Origin of the sequence: Catenuloplanes sp. NPDC051500, assembly GCF_044454585.1 — a bacterium.
In the GTDB taxonomy this organism is placed as follows: Bacteria; Actinomycetota; Actinomycetes; order Mycobacteriales; family Micromonosporaceae; genus Catenuloplanes.
Map to the genome: position 1 here is coordinate 61387 of NZ_JBITDX010000018.1, position 24302 is coordinate 85688.

Annotated in this window: 24 protein-coding genes and 2 pseudogenes; 13 read left to right on the plus strand and 13 right to left on the minus strand. The window is 70.9% G+C overall.

Annotated elements, in window-relative coordinates; all coding sequences use genetic code 11:
* Nucleotides 1-234: 234 nt before the first annotated feature.
* Nucleotides 235-807: a GNAT family N-acetyltransferase gene (locus ACIA8K_RS29975; protein WP_396065235.1), complete on the minus strand. Its 573-nt coding sequence runs from the start codon at nt 805-807 to the stop codon at nt 235-237.
* 298 nt (nt 808-1105) lie between these two features.
* On the opposite strand from ACIA8K_RS29975, the gene ACIA8K_RS29980 reads away from it, so the two are divergent.
* The 3 genes from ACIA8K_RS29980 (at nt 1106) to ACIA8K_RS29990 (ending at nt 4928) form a co-directional block, all read left to right on the plus strand.
* Nucleotides 1106-3361 carry a rhamnogalacturonan lyase gene (locus tag ACIA8K_RS29980; protein WP_396065237.1) on the plus strand — a complete coding sequence of 752 codons (2256 nt, stop codon included), beginning with the start codon at nt 1106-1108 and terminating at the stop codon, nt 3359-3361.
* A gap of 101 nt (nt 3362-3462) precedes the next feature.
* On the plus strand, nt 3463-3885 hold the full coding sequence (locus ACIA8K_RS29985) for an RDD family protein (RefSeq protein WP_396065239.1): 423 nt from the start codon (nt 3463-3465) through the stop codon (nt 3883-3885).
* Nucleotides 3886-4142: 257 nt separating this feature from the next.
* Nucleotides 4143-4928 (plus strand): DUF4142 domain-containing protein, encoded by a 786-nt coding sequence (locus tag ACIA8K_RS29990; protein ID WP_396065241.1) that lies wholly within the window; start codon nt 4143-4145, stop codon nt 4926-4928.
* A gap of 52 nt (nt 4929-4980) precedes the next feature.
* Here the strand turns inward: ACIA8K_RS29990 and ACIA8K_RS29995 are convergent, their stop codons facing one another.
* Nucleotides 4981-5583: a tannase/feruloyl esterase family alpha/beta hydrolase gene (locus ACIA8K_RS29995; protein ID WP_396065243.1), complete on the minus strand. Its 603-nt coding sequence runs from the start codon at nt 5581-5583 to the stop codon at nt 4981-4983.
* Nucleotides 5584-5665: 82 nt separating this feature from the next.
* Entirely contained in the window at nt 5666-6805 is a 1140-nt protein-coding gene (locus tag ACIA8K_RS30000; RefSeq protein WP_396065245.1) for a Fic family protein, read from the minus strand.
* Nucleotides 6806-7099: 294 nt separating this feature from the next.
* Between ACIA8K_RS30000 and ACIA8K_RS30005 the strand changes: the two are divergent.
* The 5 genes and pseudogenes from ACIA8K_RS30005 to ACIA8K_RS30025 all read left to right on the plus strand — a co-directional run.
* Nucleotides 7100-7366 (plus strand): annotated as a pseudogene (locus ACIA8K_RS30005) (DUF916 domain-containing protein); the annotation flags it as partial.
* Nucleotides 7367-7464: 98 nt separating this feature from the next.
* Nucleotides 7465-8085 (plus strand): hypothetical protein, encoded by a 621-nt coding sequence (locus tag ACIA8K_RS30010; protein ID WP_396065448.1) that lies wholly within the window; start codon nt 7465-7467, stop codon nt 8083-8085.
* Complete coding sequence (locus tag ACIA8K_RS30015; protein WP_396065247.1) at nt 8057-8629, plus strand: TetR/AcrR family transcriptional regulator; 573 nt, start codon at nt 8057-8059, stop codon at nt 8627-8629. Before ACIA8K_RS30010 ends, ACIA8K_RS30015 begins: the two co-directional genes overlap by 29 nt.
* Before the next feature lie 65 nt (nt 8630-8694).
* Nucleotides 8695-9828 (plus strand): acyl-CoA dehydrogenase family protein, encoded by a 1134-nt coding sequence (locus ACIA8K_RS30020; RefSeq protein ID WP_396065249.1) that lies wholly within the window; start codon nt 8695-8697, stop codon nt 9826-9828.
* Nucleotides 9828-10292 carry a flavin reductase family protein gene (locus ACIA8K_RS30025; protein ID WP_396065251.1) on the plus strand — a complete coding sequence of 155 codons (465 nt, stop codon included), beginning with the start codon at nt 9828-9830 and terminating at the stop codon, nt 10290-10292. Before ACIA8K_RS30020 ends, ACIA8K_RS30025 begins: the two co-directional genes overlap by 1 nt.
* A 45-nt stretch (nt 10293-10337) precedes the next feature.
* Here ACIA8K_RS30025 and ACIA8K_RS30030 read toward each other — a convergent pair whose 3' ends face one another.
* From ACIA8K_RS30030 to ACIA8K_RS30040, 3 genes are all read right to left on the minus strand, one after another.
* Nucleotides 10338-11570: a HipA domain-containing protein gene (locus ACIA8K_RS30030; RefSeq protein WP_396065253.1), complete on the minus strand. Its 1233-nt coding sequence runs from the start codon at nt 11568-11570 to the stop codon at nt 10338-10340.
* Nucleotides 11554-11799, minus strand: a complete 246-nt coding sequence (locus ACIA8K_RS30035; protein WP_396065255.1) for a helix-turn-helix transcriptional regulator — start codon at nt 11797-11799, stop codon at nt 11554-11556. Before ACIA8K_RS30035 ends, ACIA8K_RS30030 begins: the two co-directional genes overlap by 17 nt.
* A 432-nt stretch (nt 11800-12231) precedes the next feature.
* The gene (locus ACIA8K_RS30040) at nt 12232-12378 is read right to left on the minus strand and encodes a hypothetical protein (RefSeq protein WP_396065257.1); all 147 of its coding nucleotides are present in this window, start codon (nt 12376-12378) and stop codon (nt 12232-12234) included.
* Between the two features lie 217 nt (nt 12379-12595).
* On the opposite strand from ACIA8K_RS30040, the gene ACIA8K_RS30045 reads away from it, so the two are divergent.
* Nucleotides 12596-13078, plus strand: coding sequence for an RDD family protein (locus tag ACIA8K_RS30045; protein WP_396065259.1), 483 nt, complete (start codon nt 12596-12598; stop codon nt 13076-13078).
* Nucleotides 13079-13157: 79 nt separating this feature from the next.
* Here the strand turns inward: ACIA8K_RS30045 and ACIA8K_RS30050 are convergent, their stop codons facing one another.
* Nucleotides 13158-14252 (minus strand): DUF808 domain-containing protein, encoded by a 1095-nt coding sequence (locus ACIA8K_RS30050; RefSeq protein WP_396065261.1) that lies wholly within the window; start codon nt 14250-14252, stop codon nt 13158-13160.
* A 284-nt stretch (nt 14253-14536) separates the two neighbouring features.
* Between ACIA8K_RS30050 and ACIA8K_RS30055 the strand changes: the two are divergent.
* Both ACIA8K_RS30055 and ACIA8K_RS30060 read left to right on the plus strand, forming a co-directional pair.
* Nucleotides 14537-14950 (plus strand): annotated as a pseudogene (locus tag ACIA8K_RS30055) (serine hydrolase domain-containing protein); the annotation flags it as partial.
* Complete coding sequence (locus ACIA8K_RS30060; RefSeq protein WP_396065263.1) at nt 14923-15660, plus strand: MerR family transcriptional regulator; 738 nt, start codon at nt 14923-14925, stop codon at nt 15658-15660. The pseudogene ACIA8K_RS30055 and the gene ACIA8K_RS30060, both read left to right, overlap by 28 nt.
* A gap of 102 nt (nt 15661-15762) precedes the next feature.
* Here ACIA8K_RS30060 and ACIA8K_RS30065 read toward each other — a convergent pair whose 3' ends face one another.
* Nucleotides 15763-16644: an SDR family oxidoreductase gene (locus ACIA8K_RS30065; RefSeq protein WP_396065265.1), complete on the minus strand. Its 882-nt coding sequence runs from the start codon at nt 16642-16644 to the stop codon at nt 15763-15765.
* 84 nt (nt 16645-16728) lie between these two features.
* Between ACIA8K_RS30065 and ACIA8K_RS30070 the strand changes: the two genes are divergently transcribed.
* Both ACIA8K_RS30070 and ACIA8K_RS30075 read left to right on the plus strand, forming a co-directional pair.
* A complete protein-coding gene (locus ACIA8K_RS30070) occupies nt 16729-17307 on the plus strand; it encodes a TetR/AcrR family transcriptional regulator (RefSeq protein ID WP_396065267.1) in 579 nt (192 codons plus the stop codon).
* A 240-nt stretch (nt 17308-17547) separates the two neighbouring features.
* Nucleotides 17548-17895, plus strand: coding sequence for a hypothetical protein (locus tag ACIA8K_RS30075; protein ID WP_396065269.1), 348 nt, complete (start codon nt 17548-17550; stop codon nt 17893-17895).
* A 90-nt stretch (nt 17896-17985) separates the two neighbouring features.
* Here the strand turns inward: ACIA8K_RS30075 and ACIA8K_RS30080 are convergent, their stop codons facing one another.
* The 5 genes from ACIA8K_RS30080 to ACIA8K_RS30100 all read right to left on the minus strand — a co-directional run bounded on the left by ACIA8K_RS30080 (nt 17986) and on the right by ACIA8K_RS30100 (nt 24163).
* Nucleotides 17986-19191 (minus strand): VWA-like domain-containing protein, encoded by a 1206-nt coding sequence (locus tag ACIA8K_RS30080; RefSeq protein WP_396065271.1) that lies wholly within the window; start codon nt 19189-19191, stop codon nt 17986-17988.
* Nucleotides 19188-20363: an AAA family ATPase gene (locus ACIA8K_RS30085; protein ID WP_396065442.1), complete on the minus strand. Its 1176-nt coding sequence runs from the start codon at nt 20361-20363 to the stop codon at nt 19188-19190. The genes ACIA8K_RS30080 and ACIA8K_RS30085 overlap by 4 nt, the downstream gene beginning before the upstream one ends.
* The gene (locus tag ACIA8K_RS30090) at nt 20357-22147 is read right to left on the minus strand and encodes an ankyrin repeat domain-containing protein (RefSeq protein ID WP_396065273.1); all 1791 of its coding nucleotides are present in this window, start codon (nt 22145-22147) and stop codon (nt 20357-20359) included. The genes ACIA8K_RS30085 and ACIA8K_RS30090 overlap by 7 nt, the downstream gene beginning before the upstream one ends.
* A 172-nt stretch (nt 22148-22319) precedes the next feature.
* Nucleotides 22320-23801 carry an SDR family NAD(P)-dependent oxidoreductase gene (locus ACIA8K_RS30095; RefSeq protein WP_396065275.1) on the minus strand — a complete coding sequence of 494 codons (1482 nt, stop codon included), beginning with the start codon at nt 23799-23801 and terminating at the stop codon, nt 22320-22322.
* A 98-nt stretch (nt 23802-23899) separates the two neighbouring features.
* The gene (locus ACIA8K_RS30100; protein WP_396065276.1) at nt 23900-24163 is read right to left on the minus strand and encodes a hypothetical protein; all 264 of its coding nucleotides are present in this window, start codon (nt 24161-24163) and stop codon (nt 23900-23902) included.
* Nucleotides 24164-24302 lie beyond the last annotated feature (139 nt).

Genomic DNA, 24302 nt, shown 5'->3' on the forward strand with positions numbered 1-24302 from the left:
ACGCCGGTGCCGCGCGCGGCGGCGACCGCATCCCTGCCGGGAGACGCCGACGGTGTGCGACAGGCGGCCTCGAGCACGCCGGGCGGCGCGCGGCGGCCGCGTCGCCCGCCGGGAAACGCCGACGGTCGGGGCGTCTGTGCGCGGTGACCGGCCGGCGGCGGGGCCGACGCCCAGCAGCGGGTGGGCCAGCCGGACCTCGGCGTGCCGTGCGGCGATCTCGTGCCGCCGGGCGACTCAGGACAGGGGCTGGTGCCGTCCCCACTCGTCGGCGGTGATCGCGCAGCGCACGCCGCCGTGCTCGGCGCCCTCGACCATCAGCATGTCCGCCGGCGTGTCCAGGTTGTCCGTCACCGTCATGCCGATCTTCTCCATCACCCGCCGGGAACCGGTGTTGACCGACATCGTCTCCGCCCAGACCTCGCGGACACCGAGGTCGGTGAACGCCTTGCCGAGCAGGGCCCTGGAGCCCTCGGTGGCGTATCCCTTGCCCCACTCCGCCCGGCGCAGTCGGTAGCCGAGCTCGACCTCGTCCAGCGGGCCGTCCTGCTCGGGCCGCAGGATGAACCAGCCGACGAAGGCGTCGCGCTTGTCGTACGCCGCGAACAGCCCGAAGTCGCCGCCCCACCTGTCATAGCCGCGGAGGATGTTCGGGAGGGTGCGTTCGCGGACGTCTTCCGCAGGGGTCGGCTCGCCGCCGGTCAGATAGCGCATGACCGCCGGATCGCCGTCCAGCTCGATCAACAGGTCCGCGTCGCCGGCGGTGAAGTGGCGCAGGGTGAGGCGTTCGGTGTGCAGGTAGGCATCCACGAGCGCATCCTGGCCCCGGCGAGCGGAAAGTGCCACGCATTATGGACCGCCGCACCGTCCGGCGGGCGCCGCACGGAGTCGTCCCCCGTGGACGCCTGGGTCCCCGGACGGTTGCCAGGGCGCGGATTCCGGCACCTTCACCACCTTCCACGTGAGACGCCGACGCCGCCCCCACCTGGTCGGATCGACCTGCGGGAAACGAGGACGAAACCTTGACAAGCAGGTAAGGCATTCATAGCCTTCACGCAATTAAATCGTTTCATCAACCGCCCGGCCCCTTCGTGAACGAGGAGACCTGATGAGACCCCGCCATAGACACCTATTGGCCGTCATATGCGCCGCCGCCGTCCTGATCCCGGCGCTGCCGGCCACCGCCACCGGTAGACACGGCCCGGCGCTCGAACAGCTCGACCGGGGCCTCGTCGCCGCCTCCACCGGCAACGGGGTCTTCCTCAGCTGGCGGCTGCTCAAGGACGAGGCCACCGGCCATTCCGCGACCGGGCTGACCGGCGTCGACTTCGCGGTCTACCGGGACAACCGGAAGATCGCCACCGTCACGGACAGCACCAACTACGTCGACGCGGCCGGCGGCGCAACCGCGAGATACCGGGTCGCGGCAGTGGTCCGGGGCCGGGAGAAGGACCGCAGCGCGACAGTGACCGCCTGGGCGTCCGGGCACCTCGACCTGCCGCTGCGCAAGCCGGCGGACGGGGTGACGCCGGCCGGTGAGACCTACACCTACTCGGCGAACGACATGAGCGTCGGCGACGTGGACGGCGACGGGCAGTACGAGTACGTGGTCAAGTGGGATCCGTCGAACTCCAAGGACGTGTCGCAGCCCGGCTACACCGGCAACGTCTACATCGACACCTACGAGCTGGACGGCACCCTGCTGCACCGCATCGACCTGGGCGTCAACGTCCGGGCCGGCGCGCACTACACGCAGTTCCTGGTCTACGACTTCGACGGTGACGGCCGGTCGGAGATGATGTTCAAGACCGCGCCGGGTACGCGGATCACCCGGTACGGCAGGGACGGGCGCGAGCTGTCCACCCGCTACGTGACGCTCCCCAAGGCGGACGTGCGCGCCGGATACACGAACACGGACGACTACCGGATGAGCGCGGCGGACTATCACCGGCACCTGGTGGACGTGTTCACCGGCTGGTCCACGCACCCGGAGGTGGTCGCCGGACGCTGGCCGGCCACGCTTGAGGCGGCGTTCGGGATCGCGCCCGCGTACACGTACCCGCTGAGCCGCTCTGATGCTTCTGAGCTTGTCGACTACTTCATGGATGTGTACGCGCCGGCGCGCAGCACCCGCAACAACCTGCGCGCGTTCGAGGGTTTCATCGTCGACGGGCCGGAATACCTGACCGTGTTCGACGGGGCCAGCGGGCGGGAGCTGCAGACAGTGCCCTACAAGCCGGGGCGCCACGACGACGGGCTGATGTGGGGCGACTACGCGATGGCCCGGATCGAGCCGGGAAACCGCGTCGACCGGTTCCTGTCCGGCGTCGCCTACCTGGACGGCAGGCGACCGTCCGCGGTATTCGCGCGCGGCTACTACACGCGCACCACGCTCGTGGCGTACCGGTGGGACGGGCGGAAGCTGATCGAGGACTGGTACGTCGACAGCGGCTGGACGCCGATGACGAACCCGTTCAACGACTCGCCGCACGGCCGGGACGGGACGAACCCGGCCTACGCCACGCTCACCACGCAGGGCTTCCACTCACTGTCCGCGGCGGACGTGGACGCCGACGGCAGGCAGGAGATCGTCTACGGCTCCGCGACGATCGACGACGACGGTGACCTGCTCTACTCCTCGTTCGACACGCTGCCCGACGGCACCACAGTCGCGCGGCTCGGCCACGGCGACGCCATGCACGTCACCGACATCGACCCGGCCCGCCCCGGCCTGGAGATCTTCACGGTGCACGAGGGTGCGACGTCCGCGCCGTACGGCATGGCGATGCGCGACGCGAAGACCGGCGAGGTGCTGTTCGGCGTCTACTCCGGCCGTGACACCGGGCGCGGCATGGTCGGCGACGTGCTCCCCGCCTCCCCCGGCCTGGAGGCGTGGGCCAGCCTGCCCGGCGGCACCGACTCCCTCGGCCTCTACACCGCGCAGGGGCAGGTCACACCGGGTGCGATTCCGGGCACGAACCAGAGCATCCGCTGGTCCGGCGATCTGACCACGCAGATCCTCAACGGCTCCGGCGAGGCGACGCCGACGATCGACGACTGGAACCGGGGCACGCTGCTCACCGCGGACGGCACCCGCGCCAACAACGGCACCAAGGGCACCGCCGGCCTGATCGCGGACGTCTTCGGCGACTGGAGGGAGGAGCTGCTGGTCCGGACCGTGGACAGCTCCGCGATCCGGATTCACCTGAGCACCGAGGTGACGCGCCACAAGCTATACACGCTGATGCAGGACCCGCAGTACCGGGTCGAGGTGGCACGGCAGCAGACCACCTACAACCAGCCGTCGTACCCGGGCTTCCACCTGGCCTCGGACACGGACTGGGCGCGCGTACCGCTGCGCTGATCTCGGTTTGCCCTGGAGAACGCCCGGTCTGATCGGCCGGGCGTTCTCCGTGCGCCGGCTGGGTATGGTGCACCGAGATCCGCTTCGGAAGGAAACCCCTCGTGAATCACGACGTCAAAGTCACCGGCCGCCGTGTCGTCGCCACCCTCATCGACGGCCTCGTGCTGGGCGTGCTCGGCAGCGTCTTCTCCGCAGTCCTCGGCCTGAACCCGGACCGCGACGGCATGGACCTGACCTCCCTCGCCTCCGGCGGCAGCTGGGTGCTGTTCGTCATGGCGCTGCTCTACTACGTGCTGATGGAGGGCCTGCTCGGCCGTACCCTCGGCAAGATGGCCACCGGCATCCGCGTCATCGACGAGGCCACCGGCAGCACGCCCGGCCTGCTCTCCGGGCTGGTCCGCACGCTGCTGCGGATCATCGACGGCTTCTTCGGCTACCTGCTCGCCCTGATCATCGTCGTCAACAACGACCGCCGCCGGCGCCTCGGCGACATGGCCGCGAAGACGCTCGTCGTCCGCGGCTGATCCGCTCTCCACGGGTGCGCCGGCGTCCTCCGCGCCGGCGCACCCGTTCCGCTGACGGCCATGCCCGTCCGGCACGGTCTCGAGGCGGCCGGCCACCCCCGGTAGCGCGGGCGGATCGAAACGATCGGCCGCTCAGGACCTCGGTCCCGGAATCAGGGCCTTAAGACTCTATTTTTCTTTACAGCGAAATGATCCGTTGACGGATCAGCTGCGTACTCCATGCCACCAGAGTGTGTCGGTGTGCCGAGGAGGATCCCGTGTTGTGGTGGCGGCGTGTGTGGGGCCCGTTGATCGTGTCGGCCGGCCTGGTGCTCATGCAGTCGGCTGTGGCACAGGCGGCCGCGCCCACTGTGCCGGTGCCGCCCGGAGACCTGATCCCGGACACGGCCACCGGGGACCTCACCGACGCCGACATCGACCTGGTGGTCAAGGTGCGCCTGGCCGGGCTGTGGGAGATCCCGGCCGGTGAGATGGCCCAGGAGAAGTCCGAGAACCCGAAGATCCAGAAGATCGGCAAGGAGATCGCCGCGCAGCACGGTGAGCTGGACAAACTCGCCCGCGCGGCCGCCAAGAAGCTCGAGATCAAGCTGCCGAACGATCCGAACAAGGATCAGCAGGGCTGGCTCGACGAGATGGCGGACGCGGAGGGCGAGGAGTTCGACCAGATCTACATCGACCGGCTCCGCGCGGCCCACGGCAAGATCTTCCCGGCGATCGCCACGATCCGGGCCAGCACCCGCAACGACACGGTACGGCTGCTCGCCCAGCAGGCCAACCAGTTCGTCGCCACGCACATGACGTTGCTCGAGTCGAGCGACATCGTCGACTTCGAGGCGCTGCCGACCGCGCCGAACCCGTCGGCCGCCCCCTCCAAGGCCGCCAACAGCCAGGCGCTCAACAACGTCGCCGACACCCAGTCGATCCAGACGAACCGCGGCCTGATCATCGCCATGATCGCCGTCATCGTGATCGGCGGCGGCTTCCTGGCCTGGCGCACCCTGGGTTCGTCGAGCCGCTCGTCCCGCCGCCGCGCCCGCTACTGACCGATCCGCCCGGCCGCGGCGGCACCACGTCCCGCCGCGGCCCGGCACCACCTCAGTCCGGCGGTCCCGCCGGGGCACAGGTCCAGACGCCCTCCCGCCAGCCGCAGGCCTGCTCGTAGCCGGAGCGGAACGACCCCAGCCACGGAATGTCGTCCCGGTGCCTCACCGGCGGTGGTGCCGGTGCGAAGTTCCCCGCGTCGTCGGTGCTGCCGCTGCCGTCGTAGCGTGCGACGGCCGGGTACGGGTAGACCGGCCGGGTCCGCACCACGGCGTCGTCCTGGCGCATCGCGGCGACGAGCCGGCCGGGTGCGACGCCGTTCTCCACCCAGGCGAGCGTGGGAGTGAGCGCGTCGATCGCGTCCGGCCCCTGACCGGCACCGCAGTGGGCGACGCCCGGCAGCATGAACAGGCGGGCGAACCGGCGCGTGGCCTCCGTCCCGCCCATGCGTGCGGTCAGGGCGTCGTAGTAGGCGATCGTCCCGTACGGCGAGATCGCCTGGTCCGCCCAGCCGTGCCAGAGCAGGAGCTTCCCACCCGCGGCACGGAACGCCGTCAGGTCGGGATCGCTCGCGTCGTAGATGCCGGCCCGCTGATAGACCTCCTGGAACGTCGCCGAGTCGTACCGCAGGTCGAGCACGCTCGCCGACGGCCGCACGGACGGATAGGCGAGGCGCGGAAAGCCAAGTCCGGCCAGCGGCGGGTGTCAATACCCACCCCCGCCATCCGGAGATCGCGCGCTACCGAACGGGGTACGGCGAGGTCAGGGTGAACGGCGTGCGGGCCCGTTCCAGCGCGGGTTCGGGGAAGTTCGGGCCCTCGGTGTAGTAACGGGCCCGGGTGCGGCCGACCGGCACGAGCAGACCGGCGGCCGCAAGCGCCTTCAAATCTCTTTGGGCCTGCTGGAGGGTGAGGTTGTCCGCCTGCTCGTAGCGTGCGCGACGAACCCGGCCGACCATGGCGACGTCGTGCAGCGCGGTGATGACCCGTTCGTCAAGACCGGCTTCGCTGACGAACGCCTCGAGAAGCTCCCAGACGGCGGCGGACTGGTCCAGCTGAAGCTGAACCGCCTGCGCCTGCTCGTGATAGGCGGTCAGGTTGAACCTGATCCAGTCAGAGACGTCCCGGTCCGGCTCATAGGTGGCACCGGTGCGCTTGAGCTGCTGGTAGTACTCCCAGGTGTGGAGCCGTCGGCCGAGCCACGCTTCGATGGACGAGAACTCGGGCGCCAGGACTCCCTCGCGGGCGATCATGAGCGTCTGTAGCGATCGGGACATCCGGCCGTTGCCGTCCGGCCATGGGTGGATGGACACGAGATGCAGGTGTGCCATGGCCGCGCGAATCAGCGGGTGCGCATCGTCGGAAGCGTTGAGCCAGGCGACCAGCTCAGCTATCAGTCCTGGGACCTCGGCCGCCTCGGGAGCGGTGTAGGCGGCGACCCGCGGGTTCTCCGGATCAGTCACGTACACCGGGCCGGTGCGCCATTGCCCGGCCACCTTACGCGCGGTGTGACGGTGACCCTGCAGCATCCAGTGAAGCGCGTTGAGCAGGCCTTTGCTGTACTCGAAATCGGCGGCGTCGTGCAGCGACTGCACGTAGGTCATCATCCGCTGGTAGGCGAGCGTCTCCTCGCGGTTCTCGTCGGAGACATCGACGTCGCGTTCGCCGTCCATCAGGTCCTGCACGTCTTGCGTGCTGACGCGGAATCCCTCGATCGAGTTCGACGCGGCGACGGCGTCGGCCGTAAGAAACTTGCGCAGCCCGGCCGTCCATTTACCAGGATGGGCCTGCACCTGGTAGCGGAGCCTGTTCCGCATCCGTTCAATGTCGGCCAGAACTACCTGGTCGGCTGGAGTAAGCGCCGGCGTCGAAAACAACATCCCCCAACGATAGAATGACGCAATTATTACGTCAAACGAGTTGCCTCGTCAGAAGCGGTCCAGCCAGAGAACGATGCCGGTGAGGTCGTGGAGGACTGCGGCTACGCCGGCGCGGACGGCGGCGGCGCAGCGGCCAGGGGTGAAGGAGGCCGGGTCGAAGGGGGAAGCGGCGTCGAGGCCGGTGCCGCGAAAGGAGGCGCCGGTCCAGTCGACCGAGGTGACGTTGCCGGTGGGTTCTCGTCCGGCCTGTGGGCCACGCCCGCCCTGGCCGAGGAGGGCGACGTGACCTGGACGGTGCGCACCGCCTCGAACAGCCTCGGCGCGGACCGGTCCAGCTTCAGCTACGCCGTCAACCCGGGCGGCACGGTAGAGGACGCGATGGCGGTCGCGAACCGTGGCACGAAGCCGGTCTCCCTTACCGTGTACGCCTCGGACGGCTTCACCACCGGCGAGGGCGCGCTCGACCTGCGCAACAAGGACGTGCCGCAGACCGCGATCGGAGCGTGGACGGCCGCCGGCTCCGGCGCCGTCACGGTCGCGCCTGGCACGACAGTTGACGTGCCGTTCGCCGTAACCGTGCCGGCGAACGCCACGCCCGGCGACTACGTGGGCGGCATCGTCACATCGCTCACCGCGCCGACCAGGCGCAGCAGGTCACCGTGGAACGCCGGCTCGGCATCAAGATCAAGCTGCGGGTCGGCGGCGAGCTGGCGCCGTCACTGGCGATCGAGGACTTCGGACTCTCCTACGACGGCTCGCTCAAACCGTTCACAGGCGCTGCCACCGCCACCTACACGATCCACAACACCGGCAACACCACGCTCTCCCCCATCCAAGCCGCATCGGTGGCCGGGCCGTTCGGCTGGTTCCGCGCGGACGCGGGCGACATTCAGGCCCCGCCGGAGCTGCTGCCGGGCGAGACGTGGCAGGTCAGTGTGCCGGTCGCGGACGTGCCCGCCGCCGTGCTGCTCACCGGCACTGTCACGCTGACGCCGCTGATCGTCGACCCATCCGGCTCACGATCAACCCTTCCCGCCATCGAGGGTACGGAGACGGCCTGGGCCGTATCGTGGCTGCTCCTGCTCGTGATCGTGGGGTTGATCGCCCTGATCGTGCTGGCCGGGTGGCTGCGCCGGCGCCGCAAGGCCCGCGAGGACGCCCGGGTGGCAACGCGGTCAAGGAGGCGCTCGCCTCGGTGTGAGGCTGCCGGGCGTCCTCCACGGATGGAGGACGCCCGCGTACCGTTGCCGGATGCGAGTCGACGCGGCCCGGAACCGTGACCAGATCCTCGACGCAGCCCGCACGCTGTTCGCGACCAGGGGCACGGACGTGACGCTTCGCGCGGTCGCCAGGCGGGCCGGCGTCGGCACGGCCACCCTCACCCGGCACTTCCCGACCCGCGAGGCGCTGATCGAGGCCGCGTTCGAGCGGCAGGCCGACCTGTGCACCGGACTCACCGAGGCGGCGCTTGCCGACCCGGACCCGTGGCACGGGCTGCGCGGCATGGTAAACCGGGTGTTCGACCCGCAGGCCCGGCCGGGCGACCTGCAGATCACGACGTTCCCCGCGGACTCCCCGGCGGTCCGGAACATCCGCGAACTGACCCGCCGCGCCAAGGAGGCCGGGTCGTTGCGCGCCGACTTCGAGACGAACGACCTGGCGCTGCTGATGCAGGCCGGCGACAGCCTCGCGGCGACGTCACCGGCCGCGGCCCGGCGGCTCGCCGAGTACCTGCTGCAGTCGTTCTCCGCGCGCACCGGCCCACTCCCCGCGCTTACCGATGCACCGCACGGCCTCCGTTCATCACTTCAGTCCACGACCTGAGCAGGCGGGTTAGCGTTCTCCACGGCGCGCCGCTCATCGAACATCAGCGAGTCCCTGGAGAACACATGATCACGCCTGACCTGCATGCCCGGCTGTCCGCGAACGGTGTCCGCGCCGACGCCGACGGGACCGACGTCGCGGACAACATGCGGCTGATCGGCGAGGCCGGGCTGAACCGGCTGAACGTGCCGGTCGAGTTCGGCGGGGACTGGGACGGCGGCCCGTGGGGCAGCCTGCGCGCAGTCGTCGAGTCCATCGTGGAGCTGTCCGCGGCCGACGGCTCCACCGGCCAGTGCTGGAGCGCGAACGCACTTGTCTCCCGCCAACTCTTCCTCTCCGACCTGCCGGTGGCGACAAGGAAACAGCTGGCCGGCGAACTCCTGCACGAGGGCCGGCGCCTTGTCTCCTCCGCGTCCGAGGCCGGCGGCCGCGGGCCGGTCACCGCGCGCCGGGTCGACGGCGGCATCATCGTCAACGGCACCAAGGCGTTCAACTCCAACAGCGGAGGCGGCGGGCGCGACCTGCTGCACGTACGGCTCCTGCTCGACGGTGCGCCGTACCAGGCGCTCGTCCGGCTCGACGACCCCGGCCTGACGCTCGCGCACGACTGGGACAACATGGGTCAGCGCGGCACCGACAGCCAGACAATCGTCTACCGGGACGTGTTCGTGCCGGACGGCTGGCACCTCAGCCCGATCGCGGTCGACCCGTACCTGCTGAGCGCGGTACTGCTGACCCACGGCGCGCTGCTGCAAGGACTCGGTGAGGGTGCGCTGGACGCGGCGGTCGGCTACCTGCGGACGGTCAAGCGGTCAAGCATGCCCGCCTTCGCCTCAGCCCAGGAGGATCCACTGATCCACCGGCGGCTCGGCGAGATGTCAAGCGACCTGGCGGCCGGGCGGGCACTGCTGCTCGCGGTCGCCACCGAGATCGAAGCCGGCGTCGCGGACCCGCTGGAGGTCGGCGTGCGCGGCTTCCGGTCCAAGGTCGCCAGCACGAACGCCGGATTGCGGGCGACCGCGCAGGTCCACGAACTGACCGGCGCCCGCGGCACCGCCAACCGGTACCGCTTCGACCGGTTCTGGCGCAACGCCCGCACGTTCGCCTCGCACGACTCCCTCGACGCGAAGCTGGCGTTCATCGGCGCCTACGAGGTGACCGGCGCCTGGCCGAACCTCGCCGAATACCTGCCGGTCTGATGGACGCCTCGGCCTTACGCGCGGCCTTCGCCCGCTTCCCGAGCGGCGTCACGGCGCTGTCCGCCCTGGTCGACCGCGAGCCGGAGGGCATGGCCGTCAGCTCGTTCATCTCGGTCTCGCTCGCCCCACCACTGATCGCCGTCTCGATCCAGCTCACGTCCCGGACGTGGCCGGTCCTGCGCCGGTCGGCCGGAATCGGTGTGAGCGTGCTCGCCGCGCACCACGACGGGTTGAGCCGGCAGCTGTCCGGCCCGTCCGACCGGTTCGCGGACGTGGACTGGCACGCCACCGACTCCGGGGCGATCCGGATCGGCGGCGCGGCAGCCTGGTTCGACTGCGCACTGGAGGAGGAGCTTCCCGCGGGTGACCACCAGATCGCCGTGCTCACGGTTAAGCACGTCGAGCATCGGCCGGACGTGCCACCGCTGGTCTTCCACGGCAGCGCATTCCGTCGGCTCGTCTGAGATCGCGCCTGCCCGGCGGCCGAACGGTCGCCGGGCAGGCGATGGTCAGGAGCGCCCCGACAATAGCTCCACGCGAGACTTGACCATGCCCATCGCGGACACGGTCCCGTCATCGCTCTTCAGCGCCGCATGTAAACGATCCAGGAGGTCATCTATGCGGGCGGCGACGACCGGCCGGGACAGCTCCCACGAGATGCCCTCGCGGATCAGCGCTTCGCGGTCGACGTCGGGCAACCGGGTGACGCCACCGATGCTCATGGCCGCCTCCACTCGTAGTCGCGGCCACGCCATGGTGGGCACTGTGTCATAGAGCGGCGCGAGTGTGATCTCGCCGGGCCTCGGGTGCAGAAAGGCGAGGTTCTTTCCGTGCGCGTCCGCGTCGCCGATCGCCACGGTGAATGTCGCACGATCGAGCAAACGCAGCCGTTCCGCATGCGAGTCCGCAGACCACAGGTCGAGCAGGCCCGCGATCTGCCGAAACGTCGGACCGCCGTGCGCCTCGTACTTGCCCCGGCCGTGGCCATGGTCGGGGTCGATGCCGAGGGCCTGACAGGTGTCCTCCTGATGCAACCGGACCGCGGCCTCGCCCGGCCCAGTTGCGGCTCGGTCGAACCGCTCCACCACGATGCACTGCGCATCACCGACCTGAATAATCTCGCTTCGAGAAGCGGAAAGGCCGGCAGCGCGAGCGAGACTGAGACATGCGTGCTCGGCACCGACCAAGCCGGTGTGGAATCGGTCATCGACTTTGAGGATGTGGGTCGACGGGTAGCCGTGCACGGGACGGGCCCAGCTTCCGTCCGGTGTCCGCACCAAGAGAATCTTGTCTTGAAGGCCGGCCAGCGACAGTTCGGAATCGTCGTAGAGACCCAACGGGTGACTTCCGAGCTCACTCAGAGCGATTTCGAGCTCACCGTCACCATATGGAATCGCGGTGGCATCGCGAGCGACTGGCTGATCGGCCGCGATGATCAATGCTCCAGCCACGTCCCGGCCGAAGCGGTGCAGCATGCCGAGGAGGTCGATGGTGCTCACCCTCGCCAGACCAGCCATGGCGCTACGGTGCTGCCCTTCCGGCAGCAGCCCGGTGACGAACGGCCACGCATCATGCCTACCGCTGCGAAGGGGCAGCGAGCAGGACAGCAGCGGTTTTCCCTTTCCCTGTCCATCTACGACCTCTGCGGTGTACTCACACGTCACCCGCCCGACCTTGGGTGAGCGCAACGTTGCGACGCGCTGCCCATCCAGCCAGACTCCCAGTTCACGAACGCGAGCCACGGTCCTCCTCGGGGAGCACGACGATCACTTCCGCGCCGAGGCGACGTAGCACCTTGAGGATGCGGTCAAGCATCAGGGTCGTGGCACCTGCCTCGATGCGCGCCAGGTAGGTGCGCTCGACGTGCGCCAGTTCGGCGGATGCGGCCTGGGTGAGGCCACGCACGGTGCGAGCTTCCGCGATCGCCAGTCCGAAATCGGAACCGGACCGCACTGTTACCTGCCCCGCCATCGACACCTCCCCGCTGTGTGGATATCCCCACAATCGTACCAGCCAGCGCGTTGTGGGGATTTCCCCACAACCTTACTATCGACGTCATTGTGGGGAATTCCGCACCGTCGCCCTCCTGAAGGCGGTGGTCGGCATCGCGGAGGGGTGATGCGGCGAGGCGGTGCTGGTGTTCTTCCACGGCGGCGGGTTCCGGAGCGGGCACAAGCGCCGGAAGGGCCGCGCCATGATGTACCAGCTCGCCGCGCGCGGCTGCCGGCCGGGGCGGTTCCGGCCCAGTCGCCGAAGACAAGCGGCACAGTCTGCGTGCTGCCATCGGTGTAGACGACCCGGGCGCTCCCGGCGGACAGGCCGTTCGTGGCCAGGCCGAGGAACGACACCGCGCCCGCTGAGCGGTTGGTCAGGTCGATGCGCTGGCCGTGCGGGAACCAGTTGTCAGGCGTACCTGGCGCGGTGGCCGGCCAGGTGAAGGTGAGCGCGCCGGCGCGACGGCTTCGCCTGCACCATGGCCGGGGCGCCGGCCAGTGGCGCCAGAACGGTGGCCGCGACCGCGGCGGCGCCCACCGGCGTGAGGTCCTCCACCCGAGCATGCGATGTTCCCTTTCGCGGGAAATGCCAAGCGTCCGCAGTCCGCCGTGCACAGCCGACACCAGATGAACACCAAGCCCACCCGAAGATCAACATCACGCATCGGTACGACGTCCAGGTGCGCCATTTTTCCGCGTCGATCTCGTCTTAAATGGACTGAGTGGTGGGTAGGAGGAGCCGCGTCACAGTTGTTTGTCGGTTAGGGGATCCCATGAGCAACCTCGCGTACCCGTCGGAGACCGTCACGCAGAAGGGCACGTCGGGCGATGTCCACGTGACCGGGCGGCGCGTCGTCGCCAATATCCTCGACGGCATTCTGCTGACTGCGGTCGGCGCCGGATTCCTGATGGCGTTCGGCGTCGAGACCGAGACCGCGGCGAGCACCGCGGGAACCAGCTCAATGGCAGCGATGTCGCCGACCGGGACGGCGCTCTACGGCGTCTTCGCGATCGCCTACTACGTGGTCATGGAGGCCCTGGCCGGCCGGACCGCCGGGAAGATGCTCACCGGCATCCGCATCGTCGACGAGGCCACCGGGAACGCGCCGAGCTGGGGCCAGGCGATCCTTCGCACGCTGCTGCGCATCGTTGACGGCTTCTTCGGCTACCTGGTCGGGTTCGTCGTCGTGCTTTCCAACGACCGTCGCCGGCGCGTCGGCGACATGGTGGCCAAGACGCTTGTCGTGCGCGCCTGAGGCGTACCCCTGAAGCCTTGGCCTCGGACGTGAGAAAGCCGCCCCACCGTTGTCACGGCGGGGCGGCTTCTTCGTGGGGTCAGTGCTCGGTCGCGCGCGGGGTGTCGGGCGCGACCTCGGCCGCCGTCTTCGTCTCGGCCGGCGTCGTGGCCTTCGCCTCGGCCGGCGTCGTGGCCGGCGTCGTGGCCCTCGCCTCGGCCGGCGGCGCGGCCTCGGTGGTGGGCGCGTGGTCCGTGGCGTGGGCGGCCTCGCCCTTGTTCCGGTGGAACGCGAGCGTGATGATCACGACGAGCAGGGCGCCGACGATCAGGCCGAGGATGGCGCTGAAGATCGTGTTGACAAGCCAGCCGACGAGACCGCCGAGCGGGCCGGTGGCGTCGTGCGCGGCCACCTCGACGTGGTGGACGAAGCCGTAGAGCGCGTGCCAGCCGAGCTCGTCAGTGCCGACGAGCAGGATGTGGCCACCGACCCAGAGCATCGCCGCGGTGCCGATCACGGTGAGCGCGGTGAGCACGATCGGCATCGCCTTGACCAGGCCCCGGCCGAACGCAACGACGCCTGACGCGGACTGCTCGGACAGGCGCAGGCCGACGTCGTCCATCTTCACGATGATGCCGACCGCGCCGTACACCGCGATCGTCATCACCAGCGCCACCACGCACAGGATCGCCAGGCGCGACCAGAACGACTGCTCGGCGACCTCGTTCAGCGAGATGACCATGATCTCCGCGGACAGGATCAGGTCGGTCCGCACCGCGCCCGAGATGAGCGTCTTCTCATCCTTGAGCTTCTCCTCGCCGTCGCCGTGCGCGCCGTGGCCGGAGACCTTCGCCCACACCTTCTCCGCGCCCTCGTAACAGAGATAGGCGCCGCCGAGCATCAAAATCGGCGTGAGCAGCCAGGGTACGAACTGGCTGAGCAGCAGGATCACCGGCAGGATGATGAGGAACTTGTTGCGCAGCGAGCCGATGGCGATGCGCTTGACGATCGGGAGTTCTCGATCCGCGGCCAGGCCACGCACGTACTGCGGCGTCACCGCGGCATCGTCGATGACGACACCCGCCGCCTTCGACCCGGCCTTCGCCGCGGCCACACCGACGTCATCGATGGACGCGGCCGCCGCCCGGGCCAGCACCGCAATATCGTCCAGCAGGGCTGCTAGTCCACCGCTCAAGACAAGTCCTTCCAATCATTCGTCCGCTTGCGCTCTTCCCACCGATTATCCCTGCTCTCCCCCATCCCGGCTCGGCTGCCGCCACCTTCACAATCCCCGGGGTGGTTGCACACTGTCAGCTACCGCCAATCGGGCGAACAGGCGGTTGTCGACATGAATCCGATCGGCCACGCCGAGGACATGCTGCGGGTCGTTCGGCGGGCGGGGCGTACCGGAGGGGGATGGTGAATTGGGGGTTGACCTTGCCCCTGGGGCAGGGGCCGAGGATTCAGGGCATGGATGAGATGACGTATGTCAGTGCACGGGCCGCGGCGTTCTGTGAGGTCAGCGGGGTGCCGGGGATCGTCGCGGGAGTCTGGCGGGCGGGTGCGCAGGCGGTCGTCGCGCACGGGGTGGCGAACGTGGCGACGGGAGCGCCGATGCGGGCGGACACCGGGTTCCTGTTCGGGTCGGTCACGAAGATCATGACGACGACGCTCGTGATACGGCAGGTGGAGCGCGGGGTGCTCGGTCTGGAGACGCCGGTCGCGGATCATCTGCCGGGGTTCCGGCCTGAGCTGCGGGTGCGGCACCTGCTCAACCACACAAGCGGGATCGACGCGGACCTGTTCTTCCCGGATGAGGCCGGGCGGGACGCGCTGGAGATCTATGTGGCCCGGCTGCGGCGCGAGTGCGGGGAGCTGTTCGCGCCGGGAGAGCAGGTCAGTTACTCGAACGACGGCATGATCGTCGCGGGGCGGCTGCTCTATACCACGACCGCGGCCTGCTTCCCGAACCGCCGCGCGACTCGTCCGGTTACCGCCGCTACGACGCCGACCATGCGGTGCTGCTCGTCAAGATCCGTACCTTGGCGCGGGCCGGCGTGCCGCTCGCCCGGGTCAAGGAGCTGCTGGCCGCCGGCCCCGCCGAGTTCGCCGCCGCGATCGCCGAGATCGACAGGCGGTTGCGGACCCAGGCCGAGGAGATCCGCCGTACCCGGCAGCGCATCGCCCACCTCAGCGACGGCGATCGGCTGTTCGTCACCCCCGACGTGGCCGAGTACCTGCGACAGCTTCGGGACGCCGGGGTCGGCGACCGCAGCATCCGGCTGGAACGCGACCTGTGGATCCTGCTCCAGTCCGTCGCCCCCGACCAGGCCGCGGCGTGGGCCGGCGAGAAGCTGGCCGCGTTCGGCGACCCGGAGTTCCGCGCGCTCTACCTCGACTACGACGCCGCCTTCGACTGGTCACCCGACGACCCCCGCCTGCCGGCGATCGCCGCCCGCACCCGGCGCTGGTACCTCAACCGGCCGCCGGAGACCGCACTCCCACCCGACCCGGCCGCCGCCCACCTCGCGGCCGCGGCCGCAGACGCGGCGTCCCCGGCCTGGGCCCGCATCGCCCTCCTGGCCCGGCAGGACCATTCCTGAGGCTTCACGGTCGGTACGAGTTCGCGCATCCCGCGCTCGTCCACATCGAAGAGCAGCACACCCCGTGTCACCACCGCACGGTACGCGCCGGCGTACCCCGGATCAGGGCTTGATGTTCTCCAGGTCTTCCAACAGGCTCGGGTGGATCGGCTTCCAGTCGAGCGTCTCGCGGGTGTGGGTGCTTGAGGCGGGCTGGTCGATGGCGAAGACGGCGCCGAGCGGTCCGAAGCTTTCGGTGGCCACCGGCTGGACCGGCAGGCCGAGGCGGCGGCCGATGACGGTGGCGATGTCGAGGACCGCCACGCCCTCGTCGGCCACGGCGTGCCAGGCGGTGCCGGCCGGCGCGTTCTCGAATGCGAGCCGGAACAGCGTGGCCGCGTCGCGCGCGTGCACGGCGGGCCAGCGCTGGGAGCCGTCGCCGGGGTAGCCGGACACGCCTGTGCTGCGGGCGATGCCGGTCAGCATGCCTGCGAAACCGCCGTTGCCGTGGTGGTGGACCGTGCGCGGCAGGCGGACGGCCGAGCTGCGGACACCGCGCGACGCCAGCGCGAGCGTCGCCTCGACCGCGAGCCCCCGGCCGCCGACCAGGCCCTCGGTGGGCGCGGGGTCGAACTCGGTGGAGGGGCGGCCCGGCACGTACGGCGTGCCGGCGACCGTGACGAGTGGGCGGTCGCTGCCGGCCAGCGCCTCCCCGAGCGTCGCGAGCGCTGCGGTCTCCTCCGCGACGGCCAGCCCGACCGCCTCCGCGGTGCTGAAGTTGTGATTGAAGGCCAGGTGGATCACCCCGTCGGCGCGGGCGGCGGCGGTGCGCAGGACGTCCAGATCAGCGAGGTCGCCGCGGATCGTCTCCGCGCCGGCCTGCTCGGCGGTGCGTGCGGAGGCGTCGGAGCGGGCGAGCGCCAGGACGGTGTGGCCGTTGGTCAGCAACTCGGCGATGACGGCGGAGCCGACCAGGCCGGTGCCACCGGTGACGAAAACGTGCATGGAATTCTCCCGGAAGTGATGGGACTCTTGTCCCGTCACGCTACCACGATGATGGGACAAAGGTCCCGTCACTATGATTGCCGCATGGCTCGGTGGGAAGCAGGTGCGCGCGAACGCCTCGTCGTGGCAGCGGTGGATCTGTTCTCCGAACAGGGCTACGACGCCACCACTGTCGCGCAGATCGCCGAGCGCGCCGGCGTCACCAAAAGCACGTTCTTCCGGCACTTCCCGGACAAACGCGAGCTGCTCGTCGCCGGCCAGGAGACGCTGAGCCGGCTGCTGGCCGAGGGCATCGCGGAGGCCCCGGCGAACGCAAGCCCGCTCGAAGCGGTCGCGGCCGGGCTGGAACGCGCGTCGAGCATCATGGGCCCGGTCAACCGCGAATTCGCCCCGCGCCTCAAGGCCGCCATCGCCTCGAGCGCGGAACTCCAGGCGCGGGACGCGCTCAAGAGCGTCGGGCTGACCGCCGCCATGACCACCGCACTCGTCGCCCGCGGCGTGCCTGACCCGATCGCGGCACTCGCCAGCGAACTGGGATCACTTGCCTTCAAACGGGGGTACGCCGAGTGGGCCGAAGGCCGGGGCGCCAACGATGACGGGCTCGCCCCCTACGCACTCGCCGCACTCGCCGAACTCCGGGCCGCGAGCGCATCACTGGACTGATCGCGCGAGCGCCGCGCGCCGAGCGCATCGCCGGGCTGACAGCACCGGGGGCCGAAGCCCGAGGGCCACGGGCACCGCGGGGCCGAAGGGCACGAGCCGAGGACCGAGGCCGCACACGGGGACCCGCACAGACCGAGGCAGGACGCGGATACACAGCCGGACCGATCGCGCCTGTCGTCGTTGCGCGCTCGCCGTACCCCGCGATATAGATGTCAGTATTTTCCGAGGTGGGGCGGGCCGATGAAGATCAGCGAGATCGTGACGACAGCACGGGACACCATGACGGTACGGCGGGTCTTCGGCGAGCCGGTCGAGCGCGACGGCGTCACCCTCATTCCGGCCGCGCTGATCGGCGGCGGGCTCGGCGCGGGCAGCGGGCGGCGCGGGCTCGATGGCGACCGGAAGGGTGACGAGGAGGGCGACGGCGCCGGTTTCGGCCTGGGCGCGGTCCCGATCGGCGCCTACAGCATCCGCGACGGCCGGGTCCGCTGGCATCCCGCCGTCAACGTCAACCTGCTGATCATCGCGACCGCCTGGGTGACCGTCACCTGGCTCGCCAGCCGTCACCGCACGCGCCGCGGCCGCTGACCGGCACTCCAGGCCGTGATGCGATTCGGGCGCACAGCGGCGCGACGCCCGCGCATCCCGGCCTGATGCCGTTGCGGCCACAGCCGCCGGTCACTCGCCGACGGTGACCACCGTGATCCAGTCGGGTGGGGGCGCGGCGCGGGAGCCGATCAGCGCGGCGATCACGCGAGCCCGGGGTGGCGTGGCGGGCCAGGGCGTTTCGCCGTCGGTGAGAACGATGACGACGTCGGGCGGCACGGGCAGCGCCATGGCGGCCTCGATGCCGACGCGCATGTCGGTGCCACCGCCGCCGGCCAGTTCGAGCTCCTCGACGTGGGCGATGCGGCGGGTGGTGGCGACCGCGGCGTCGCAGGCCAGGACCGCGATGCGGTTGCCGCCGACGCCGACCTGGCGCAGCACGCCGCTGATCTCGGCCATCGCGGCGGCCAGGTCGTCGTCGGACATGGAGCCGGACGTGTCGACGACGATCGCGACGCCGGGCATCGGGCGGCGCAGGCGGGGAAGCACGACGCCGCGCTGGGCGGCGGAGCGGCGGGACGGGCGGCGGTACGTGTAGTCGACCGCGCCGGACGCCCAGGCGATCGCGGACCGTACCGCGCCGGTGAGCACCTGACGCCAGTCGACAGTCGGTTCGAGGATCTCCTCGGCCCAGCGCCGCCAGCCGCCGGGTAGCGTGCCGCGGCCGCGCGCGTGGGCCCGCATCGCCTCCGCGGTCTGCCGCCGGATCGCCTGCGCCTCGGTGTCGCCGACGCCGGACCCGCCGGGCGGGAGGTCCCACGGCTCGATGCCGCCGTACGCGCCGGAACCGCACCGCATGCACGGTGTGGACGGCGGGATGTCCGGCAGGTACTGCTCGAACAGTCTGCCGTTCGGCAGGCCGAACGTCCGGGGCCGGATGTGCGCCTCGGGCAGCGGGATGCCGTCGTCGGCCAGGTCGTCGTTGATCTCGCAGTCCTGGGCGAGGTTGACCCGCGCATGGTCTGCCTGCATCGTCGCGGGCAGCCTGGCCGCGCGTCCGTGGTGGTCGCGCAGCAGGTGGGAGACCTCGTGGATCCAGACGCCGGCCAGTTCCGGCACCGGCGTCGCGTCGACGAAGCCGGGGTTGACGTAGCAACGCCACAGCTTGTCGACGCCCATCGTCGGCACCTGGGCGGTCGGCACCACCACGAGCGTGTAGAGCGCGGACGCCAGGTACGGCCGGTCGCTGGCGGCCCGGAACCGCGCCGCCAGCAGCTTGGCACGGTCAAGCGCCGGCCGCGCCGGCCGCGCCGGCGCGGCCGGGTCAGGCCTGGTCATCGGCCCAGAACCCCGGACAGGGTAAGCACTTCCACGAACGAGTCCAGCTGCGCCGGGACCATCCAGTCGATTTCGCGCATGGCCGCCAGGTCCGCGGCGGCGCGCGCGGCCACGTCCGGCACCCCGGCGTCGGCCGCTTTCGCGAGCACCACCCAGCACGCCTCCCACCGTTCGCGGGTCGGCGTGGCCTGCACGGCCGCGACGACAGCGGTGAGGAACGCGAGTTGCCGGTCGCCGCGGTCCGGCAGCGCGAACGTGTCCGGGCGGGCGAGCACCCGGTCCGGGTCCGGCAGGTCCAGCTCCTCCGCGAAGGTGAGCAGCTCGATGCCGGGGCCGTCACCGATCGCGCCGGTAAGCGCCATGCCGATCGCCTCCCGGCCGGCGTCGCAGGCGTAGCCGAACGCCAGCAGCCGCAGCGCCATCTCCCAGGTGCGCGGCGACGGCCAGGCGCCACCGCGGGAGGCGGCGTCGGCCGGCAGGTGGTGGGCCAGGCCGGGGCGCGCGGCGAGGAACCCGGCCACGATGCCCCGGGCGCGGGCGAGCGAGGCCGGGATCCGATGCTCGTTAACGGTCGGCACGGTCACCGCGGGCCAGGTCCCGGAGAGGCCGCGGGCGACCACCCGCGGGTCGTGTGTCCACTGCAGATGGACGAACCGGTTGGCGAGCGGCGGGCTCAGGTGCCAGCCGTCCGCGGCGCTGCCCGGCGGGTTCGCGGCCGCGACGATCCGCACCGACTCGGGCAGGCGCAGGCTGCCGACCCGGCGTTCCAGCACCACACGCAGCAGCGCGGCCTGCACGGCCGGCGGCGCGGAGGAGAGCTCGTCGAAGAAGAGCAGCCCGCTGCCGGCCGCAGTGGTACGCACCGCCCAGTCCGGTGGCGCCATCGGCACGCCCTGGGTGGCCGGGTCGTCGCCGACGATCGGCAGTCCGGCGAAGTCGCTCGGTTCGTGGATGCTGGCGATCACGGTCTCCAGCGGCAGCCCCAGCCCGGCCGCGAGCTGGCCCAGCGTGGCCGACTTGCCGATGCCGGGCTCGCCCCAGAGCAGGACCGGCAGGTTCGCCGACACGGCGAGCCCGAGCGCCTCGGCCTGCGCGCTGGCGCCGGGCTCGGTGCGGGTCCGGCTGACGGCCGCGACGAGCGCGTCCGCACGGGCGAGCGGGTTGGTCACGATGATGCCTCCAGGTGTGCCGTGAGCAGGAAGTCCAGGTCGACGCGGCCTCGTTCGGCGATCAGCGAGGGTACGTCGGTGCGGCGCCGGGGCGTGACGGCGTGCAGGTTCGCGCCCGCGTCGGCAAGCGCCCGGATCGGCTCCGCGGGCGCGCTCTCGGCGAGCAGCGCCAGCATCGGCGTCCGCCCGTACTTGTCTGTCTGTTCCAGGTCCAGGCCCGCGCTGAGCAGCCAGGGCAGGATGACTACCGCGTCGGTGCTGTGGAGCAGGTGCAGCGGCGTCGCGCCGGTGCTGTCGACCGTGCGGGCTGAGGCACCGGCGTCAAGCAGCGCACGGACCAGCGCGGCGGAGCCGCCGTTCCAGAGCACGGAGGCGAGCGGGGTACGGCCGGCCACGTCCCGGGCATGCGGGTCCAGACCGGCCGCGACAAGCCTGCCGATCAGGTCGGGACGATCCAGGTGGGCAAGCATGTGCAGGAGGCCACGGCCGTCACGGTGGTCGATGCCGATCGGGTCGACACCGGCGTCGAGCAGCCGGACCAGTTCGCTGTCGTCGCCGTGCAACACCACGGAGAGCGCGTGCCGCCGCCAGGACTGGAAGTCCCGGGGCAGGCTGCGCGGGCGGCCGGCACGCCAGTTCCGCTCGATCGTGAAGCAGCCCGGAACGGCACCGCCGAGCGCGAGCATCGCCTGCTCACGGGCATTCTCCGCGGGCGGGTGCCCGAGCGTGTCGATGCGGCCGTCCCGCCAGCCGATCAGATGCCAGCCGGCACGGCAGCGGACCCGGGTCTGCGGCGGCGTCGGGCGATGCTCGGGGCGGTAGTCGCCGCCGAGGCCGGGGAAGAGCGCGTCCCGTACCAGCGGATGCAGTTGCTTGGGTGTGATCAGCGCGAGGCGCAGCAGCTCCAGGTCCGCAGAGCGCTGGAACGCCGACTGCGGCAGCTCGACCGCGAACCGCAGCTCGTCGCCGCTGCGGTACCGGGCGGAGAACTCCCCGCCCGTGTGATGGATCACCGTCGGCTCGGCGTGCAAGCGTGGCGCCACAAGCGCGACCGGCCCGTCCGGAAGCGGGCGGGTGGCGAACTCCCTGTCGAGCGTGGCGCGAAGCGCGGTCACCGACACGGTGCCGAAGAGGCGCGGGACCCGTTCCTCCGCCGGGATGCCGACCGCTGCCCAGGCCGCCCGCTCGTCGCCGCGATCGATCAGCAGGGTCGTCCACTCGGCAAGCGCGACCGGATCGCCCGGCTGCGCCACCGGCAGCTCGCCCGCGTCGAGCAGCCGGCCGTCCGGCGCGTGGAACGGCAGCCGGTGCACGCCGCCGAGCCGCGCGAACAGGTCGCCGGCCGCGCGCGCGTCCCACAGGTGCCGGCTGCGGTCCCAGCGGTCGGCCTGCATGTGCGGGGCGTGACGCCCGAAGCGCAGCTGGAGCCGCTGCGGACCGTCCGCAAGCCGGGGCGTGTGGACCTGCAGCGCGTCATCGCCGTACCGGGCAAGCGTGATCCACCGCCGCGGTGCCAACGCGCCCGGCCCGCCGCCCTCCTCGCGCGGTGCGTGCCAGCGGACCAGGTCCGGCGCGAGGTGCCGCAGGTCACCGGCGAGCCGGTCCGCGATCTCCGCGCCCCGGGTGCGGCGCACCTGCGCGAGGTTGACGAGCAGATCCGTCCGGGCGGCGGCGCAGGCTCCCGCGACGTCGCCTGCTTCCCTGCGGGCTGTCGCTTCCCGAACCATTGCCGGGGGTACGGCATAGCGGCGCGCCTCCCGCCACGAGGACATCTGCTCGCGCGGCACGTCATTCCCCCATCAGATGATCGAATTCGGCCCGGTGATCCTCCCGCACCGGGCAAGCGGGTTACCGGGCAGCCTCATGCAGCCGGTTGAGGTCGGTGCGGCCTCGGCCGCGCGCATGACGTCGCGCACCGGTGTGGTGTCCGCTCCGGGAGGCCGGGCATGATCACCGGGGTCACCACTGCGCCTCCCGGTAGTCCTTGAGGAACACGCCGTGCACGGGCTCACCACGCATACCGCGCACGATCGGATCGTAGACGCGGGCCGCGCCGTCGATCACATCCAGCGGCGGCCGGAAGCCTGCCTCGCGCTGTGCGCTCTTGCCCGGATGCGGTCGCTCGTCGGTGATCCAGCCAGTGTCCACACTGCACATATGGATGCCGTCCGCCGCGAACTCGGCCGCGACCGTGCGGGTCAGCATGTTCAGGCCCGCCTTGGCCATGTTCGTGTGCGGGTGCCGGGGCGTCTTGTGGAAACGCGTGAAAACGCCCTCCATCGCGGAGACCTGCACGACGTACCGGTCAGGATGCGCGCTCTTGACCATCAGGGGTTTGAGGCGGCCGGTCAGCAGGAACGGCACGAACGCATTGATCACATGCGTTTCCAGCCACTCCGCCGGGCTCACGTCGACCACGCCCAGCACCCAACTGTTGACGCCCCGCAGATCCAGCGGCTCGCCGCTCTCATCCTTGAGACCAACCGGAAAAAATTCATGCGGCGGTACGAGGTGAGCGCCCGATTCCCCCTGCCGCGTCCCGAACGGAGATGTCGTGTCTGCGGACTCGCCGGCCCGGCTGCCCGCATCGTGCACCGCGTCGGCCTGCCGGATCACGGCGGGAGTCATGCCGGTCAGGTGGATCGCGCGCGCCGGGCCGGTCAGCGCCCGGGTCTCCGCCGCCCGGACCTCGCGGTGGTAGTCGGCGGGGCGCCGGATCGTCTGTGCCGCGTTGTTGATCAGGATGTCGAGCGTGCCCCACCGCTCCCCCACCGCGTCCACGAGCGCGATCACGCCGGGCAGGTCGAGGAAGTCGGCCCGGTGGATCCAGAGCCGGTCGAGCCAGCGTTCCGCGTCCGGTACCGCGGCGAACCGCCGCGCTGCGTCCACCGGGAACCGCGTGGTCACGAGCACCTCCGCGCCGTCCCGCAACGCCTTCAACGCGATGTGGAACCCGATCTTGATCCGCCCGCCCGTGATCAGCACGCGGCGCCCGCCGAGGTCGCAGCGCGCGTGCCGCCGCTCCAGGTTCTCCGCCGCACAGTCCGGGCAGAGCTGGTGATACTCGGTGTCGACGTCGCGGTAGCGCTGTTTGCAGACGTAGCAGCGGCGGCCGCCGTACAACCGCCGCTGCCCCTGCTCTTGATCGTGCTGCTCTTGATCGTGCTGCTGTTGATCGTGCTCTGCCTGTTCGCGCCCGGGCGACGGGTTCTCGTCCCGATATCGGGTGGCCGTGGCCAGCAGCGCCCGGTCGTGCGCGCGCTGCTCCGTGTGCCGCGCGGTCTTCCGCTGCTTCTTCCCGGCCCGGTACGCGAGATCGACGGCCGCCCGCACCTCCGCAAGCGCCGGTTCGGCCGGATCCGCCCGCAGTGCGGCCAGCACCCGCAGACACGCCGCCACCTCGGCAGCCTCCGGTAGCCCCGCCCCGCCCCCTCGGTCCATCCCGCGATCCTAAACCGCTGCCGCACCGCCCTCCGTCGTCGCTCGTTCATGCTGGTCCCATGCCGTTGACCTGGCTGGACGAGCCGACCGTGGACGCGTTACGGGCAGTGCTGCGCGCGGTGGCCCCGGAACCGGCCTGCGACACGATCGAGCCACGCGCACTCGATCCGGCCGCCGAACCCGAGTGGTGCGGCCACCGCCGTGGTCGACGGCCGGTTCGTGGTGAAGTTCGCCTGGGCCGAGCCGCCCGCGCTGCGGATCTGCTTCCAGGTGCGGATGCTTGACGCGCTGCGGTCGCTCGCCGCGCGGTTGCCGCTGCCGGACGTGGTGGCGGCCTCCCGTGACCCGGCGATGCTGGTCACCGGCCGCCTGCGCGCCGGATGCGAAGATCCTTGCGGTTTTGGTGGGCCATTGCGAAGCCGTGAAAAGGGCCCCCAAAACCCCACGATATTAAGCCCGGATGGGGAAGCTGGGGGGGTGGGGCAAGTGCGACGGCGGCCC

Coding starts and splice junctions, on each gene's coding strand:
- ACIA8K_RS30075 (WP_396065269.1), top strand. CDS start 17,548: ATGAAGATCAGCGAGATCGTGACGACAGCACGGGACACCATGACGGTA.
- ACIA8K_RS30045 (WP_396065259.1), top strand. CDS start 12,596: ATGAGCAACCTCGCGTACCCGTCGGAGACCGTCACGCAGAAGGGCACG.
- ACIA8K_RS30015 (WP_396065247.1), top strand. CDS start 8,057: ATGCGAGTCGACGCGGCCCGGAACCGTGACCAGATCCTCGACGCAGCC.
- ACIA8K_RS30025 (WP_396065251.1), top strand. CDS start 9,828: ATGGACGCCTCGGCCTTACGCGCGGCCTTCGCCCGCTTCCCGAGCGGC.
- ACIA8K_RS30000 (WP_396065245.1), bottom strand. CDS start 6,805: ATGTTGTTTTCGACGCCGGCGCTTACTCCAGCCGACCAGGTAGTTCTG.
- ACIA8K_RS30080 (WP_396065271.1), bottom strand. CDS start 19,191: ATGACCAGGCCTGACCCGGCCGCGCCGGCGCGGCCGGCGCGGCCGGCG.
- ACIA8K_RS30020 (WP_396065249.1), top strand. CDS start 8,695: ATGATCACGCCTGACCTGCATGCCCGGCTGTCCGCGAACGGTGTCCGC.
- ACIA8K_RS30065 (WP_396065265.1), bottom strand. CDS start 16,644: ATGCACGTTTTCGTCACCGGTGGCACCGGCCTGGTCGGCTCCGCCGTC.
- ACIA8K_RS30035 (WP_396065255.1), bottom strand. CDS start 11,799: ATGGCGGGGCAGGTAACAGTGCGGTCCGGTTCCGATTTCGGACTGGCG.
- ACIA8K_RS29980 (WP_396065237.1), top strand. CDS start 1,106: ATGAGACCCCGCCATAGACACCTATTGGCCGTCATATGCGCCGCCGCC.
- ACIA8K_RS30070 (WP_396065267.1), top strand. CDS start 16,729: ATGGCTCGGTGGGAAGCAGGTGCGCGCGAACGCCTCGTCGTGGCAGCG.
- ACIA8K_RS30095 (WP_396065275.1), bottom strand. CDS start 23,801: ATGGACCGAGGGGGCGGGGCGGGGCTACCGGAGGCTGCCGAGGTGGCG.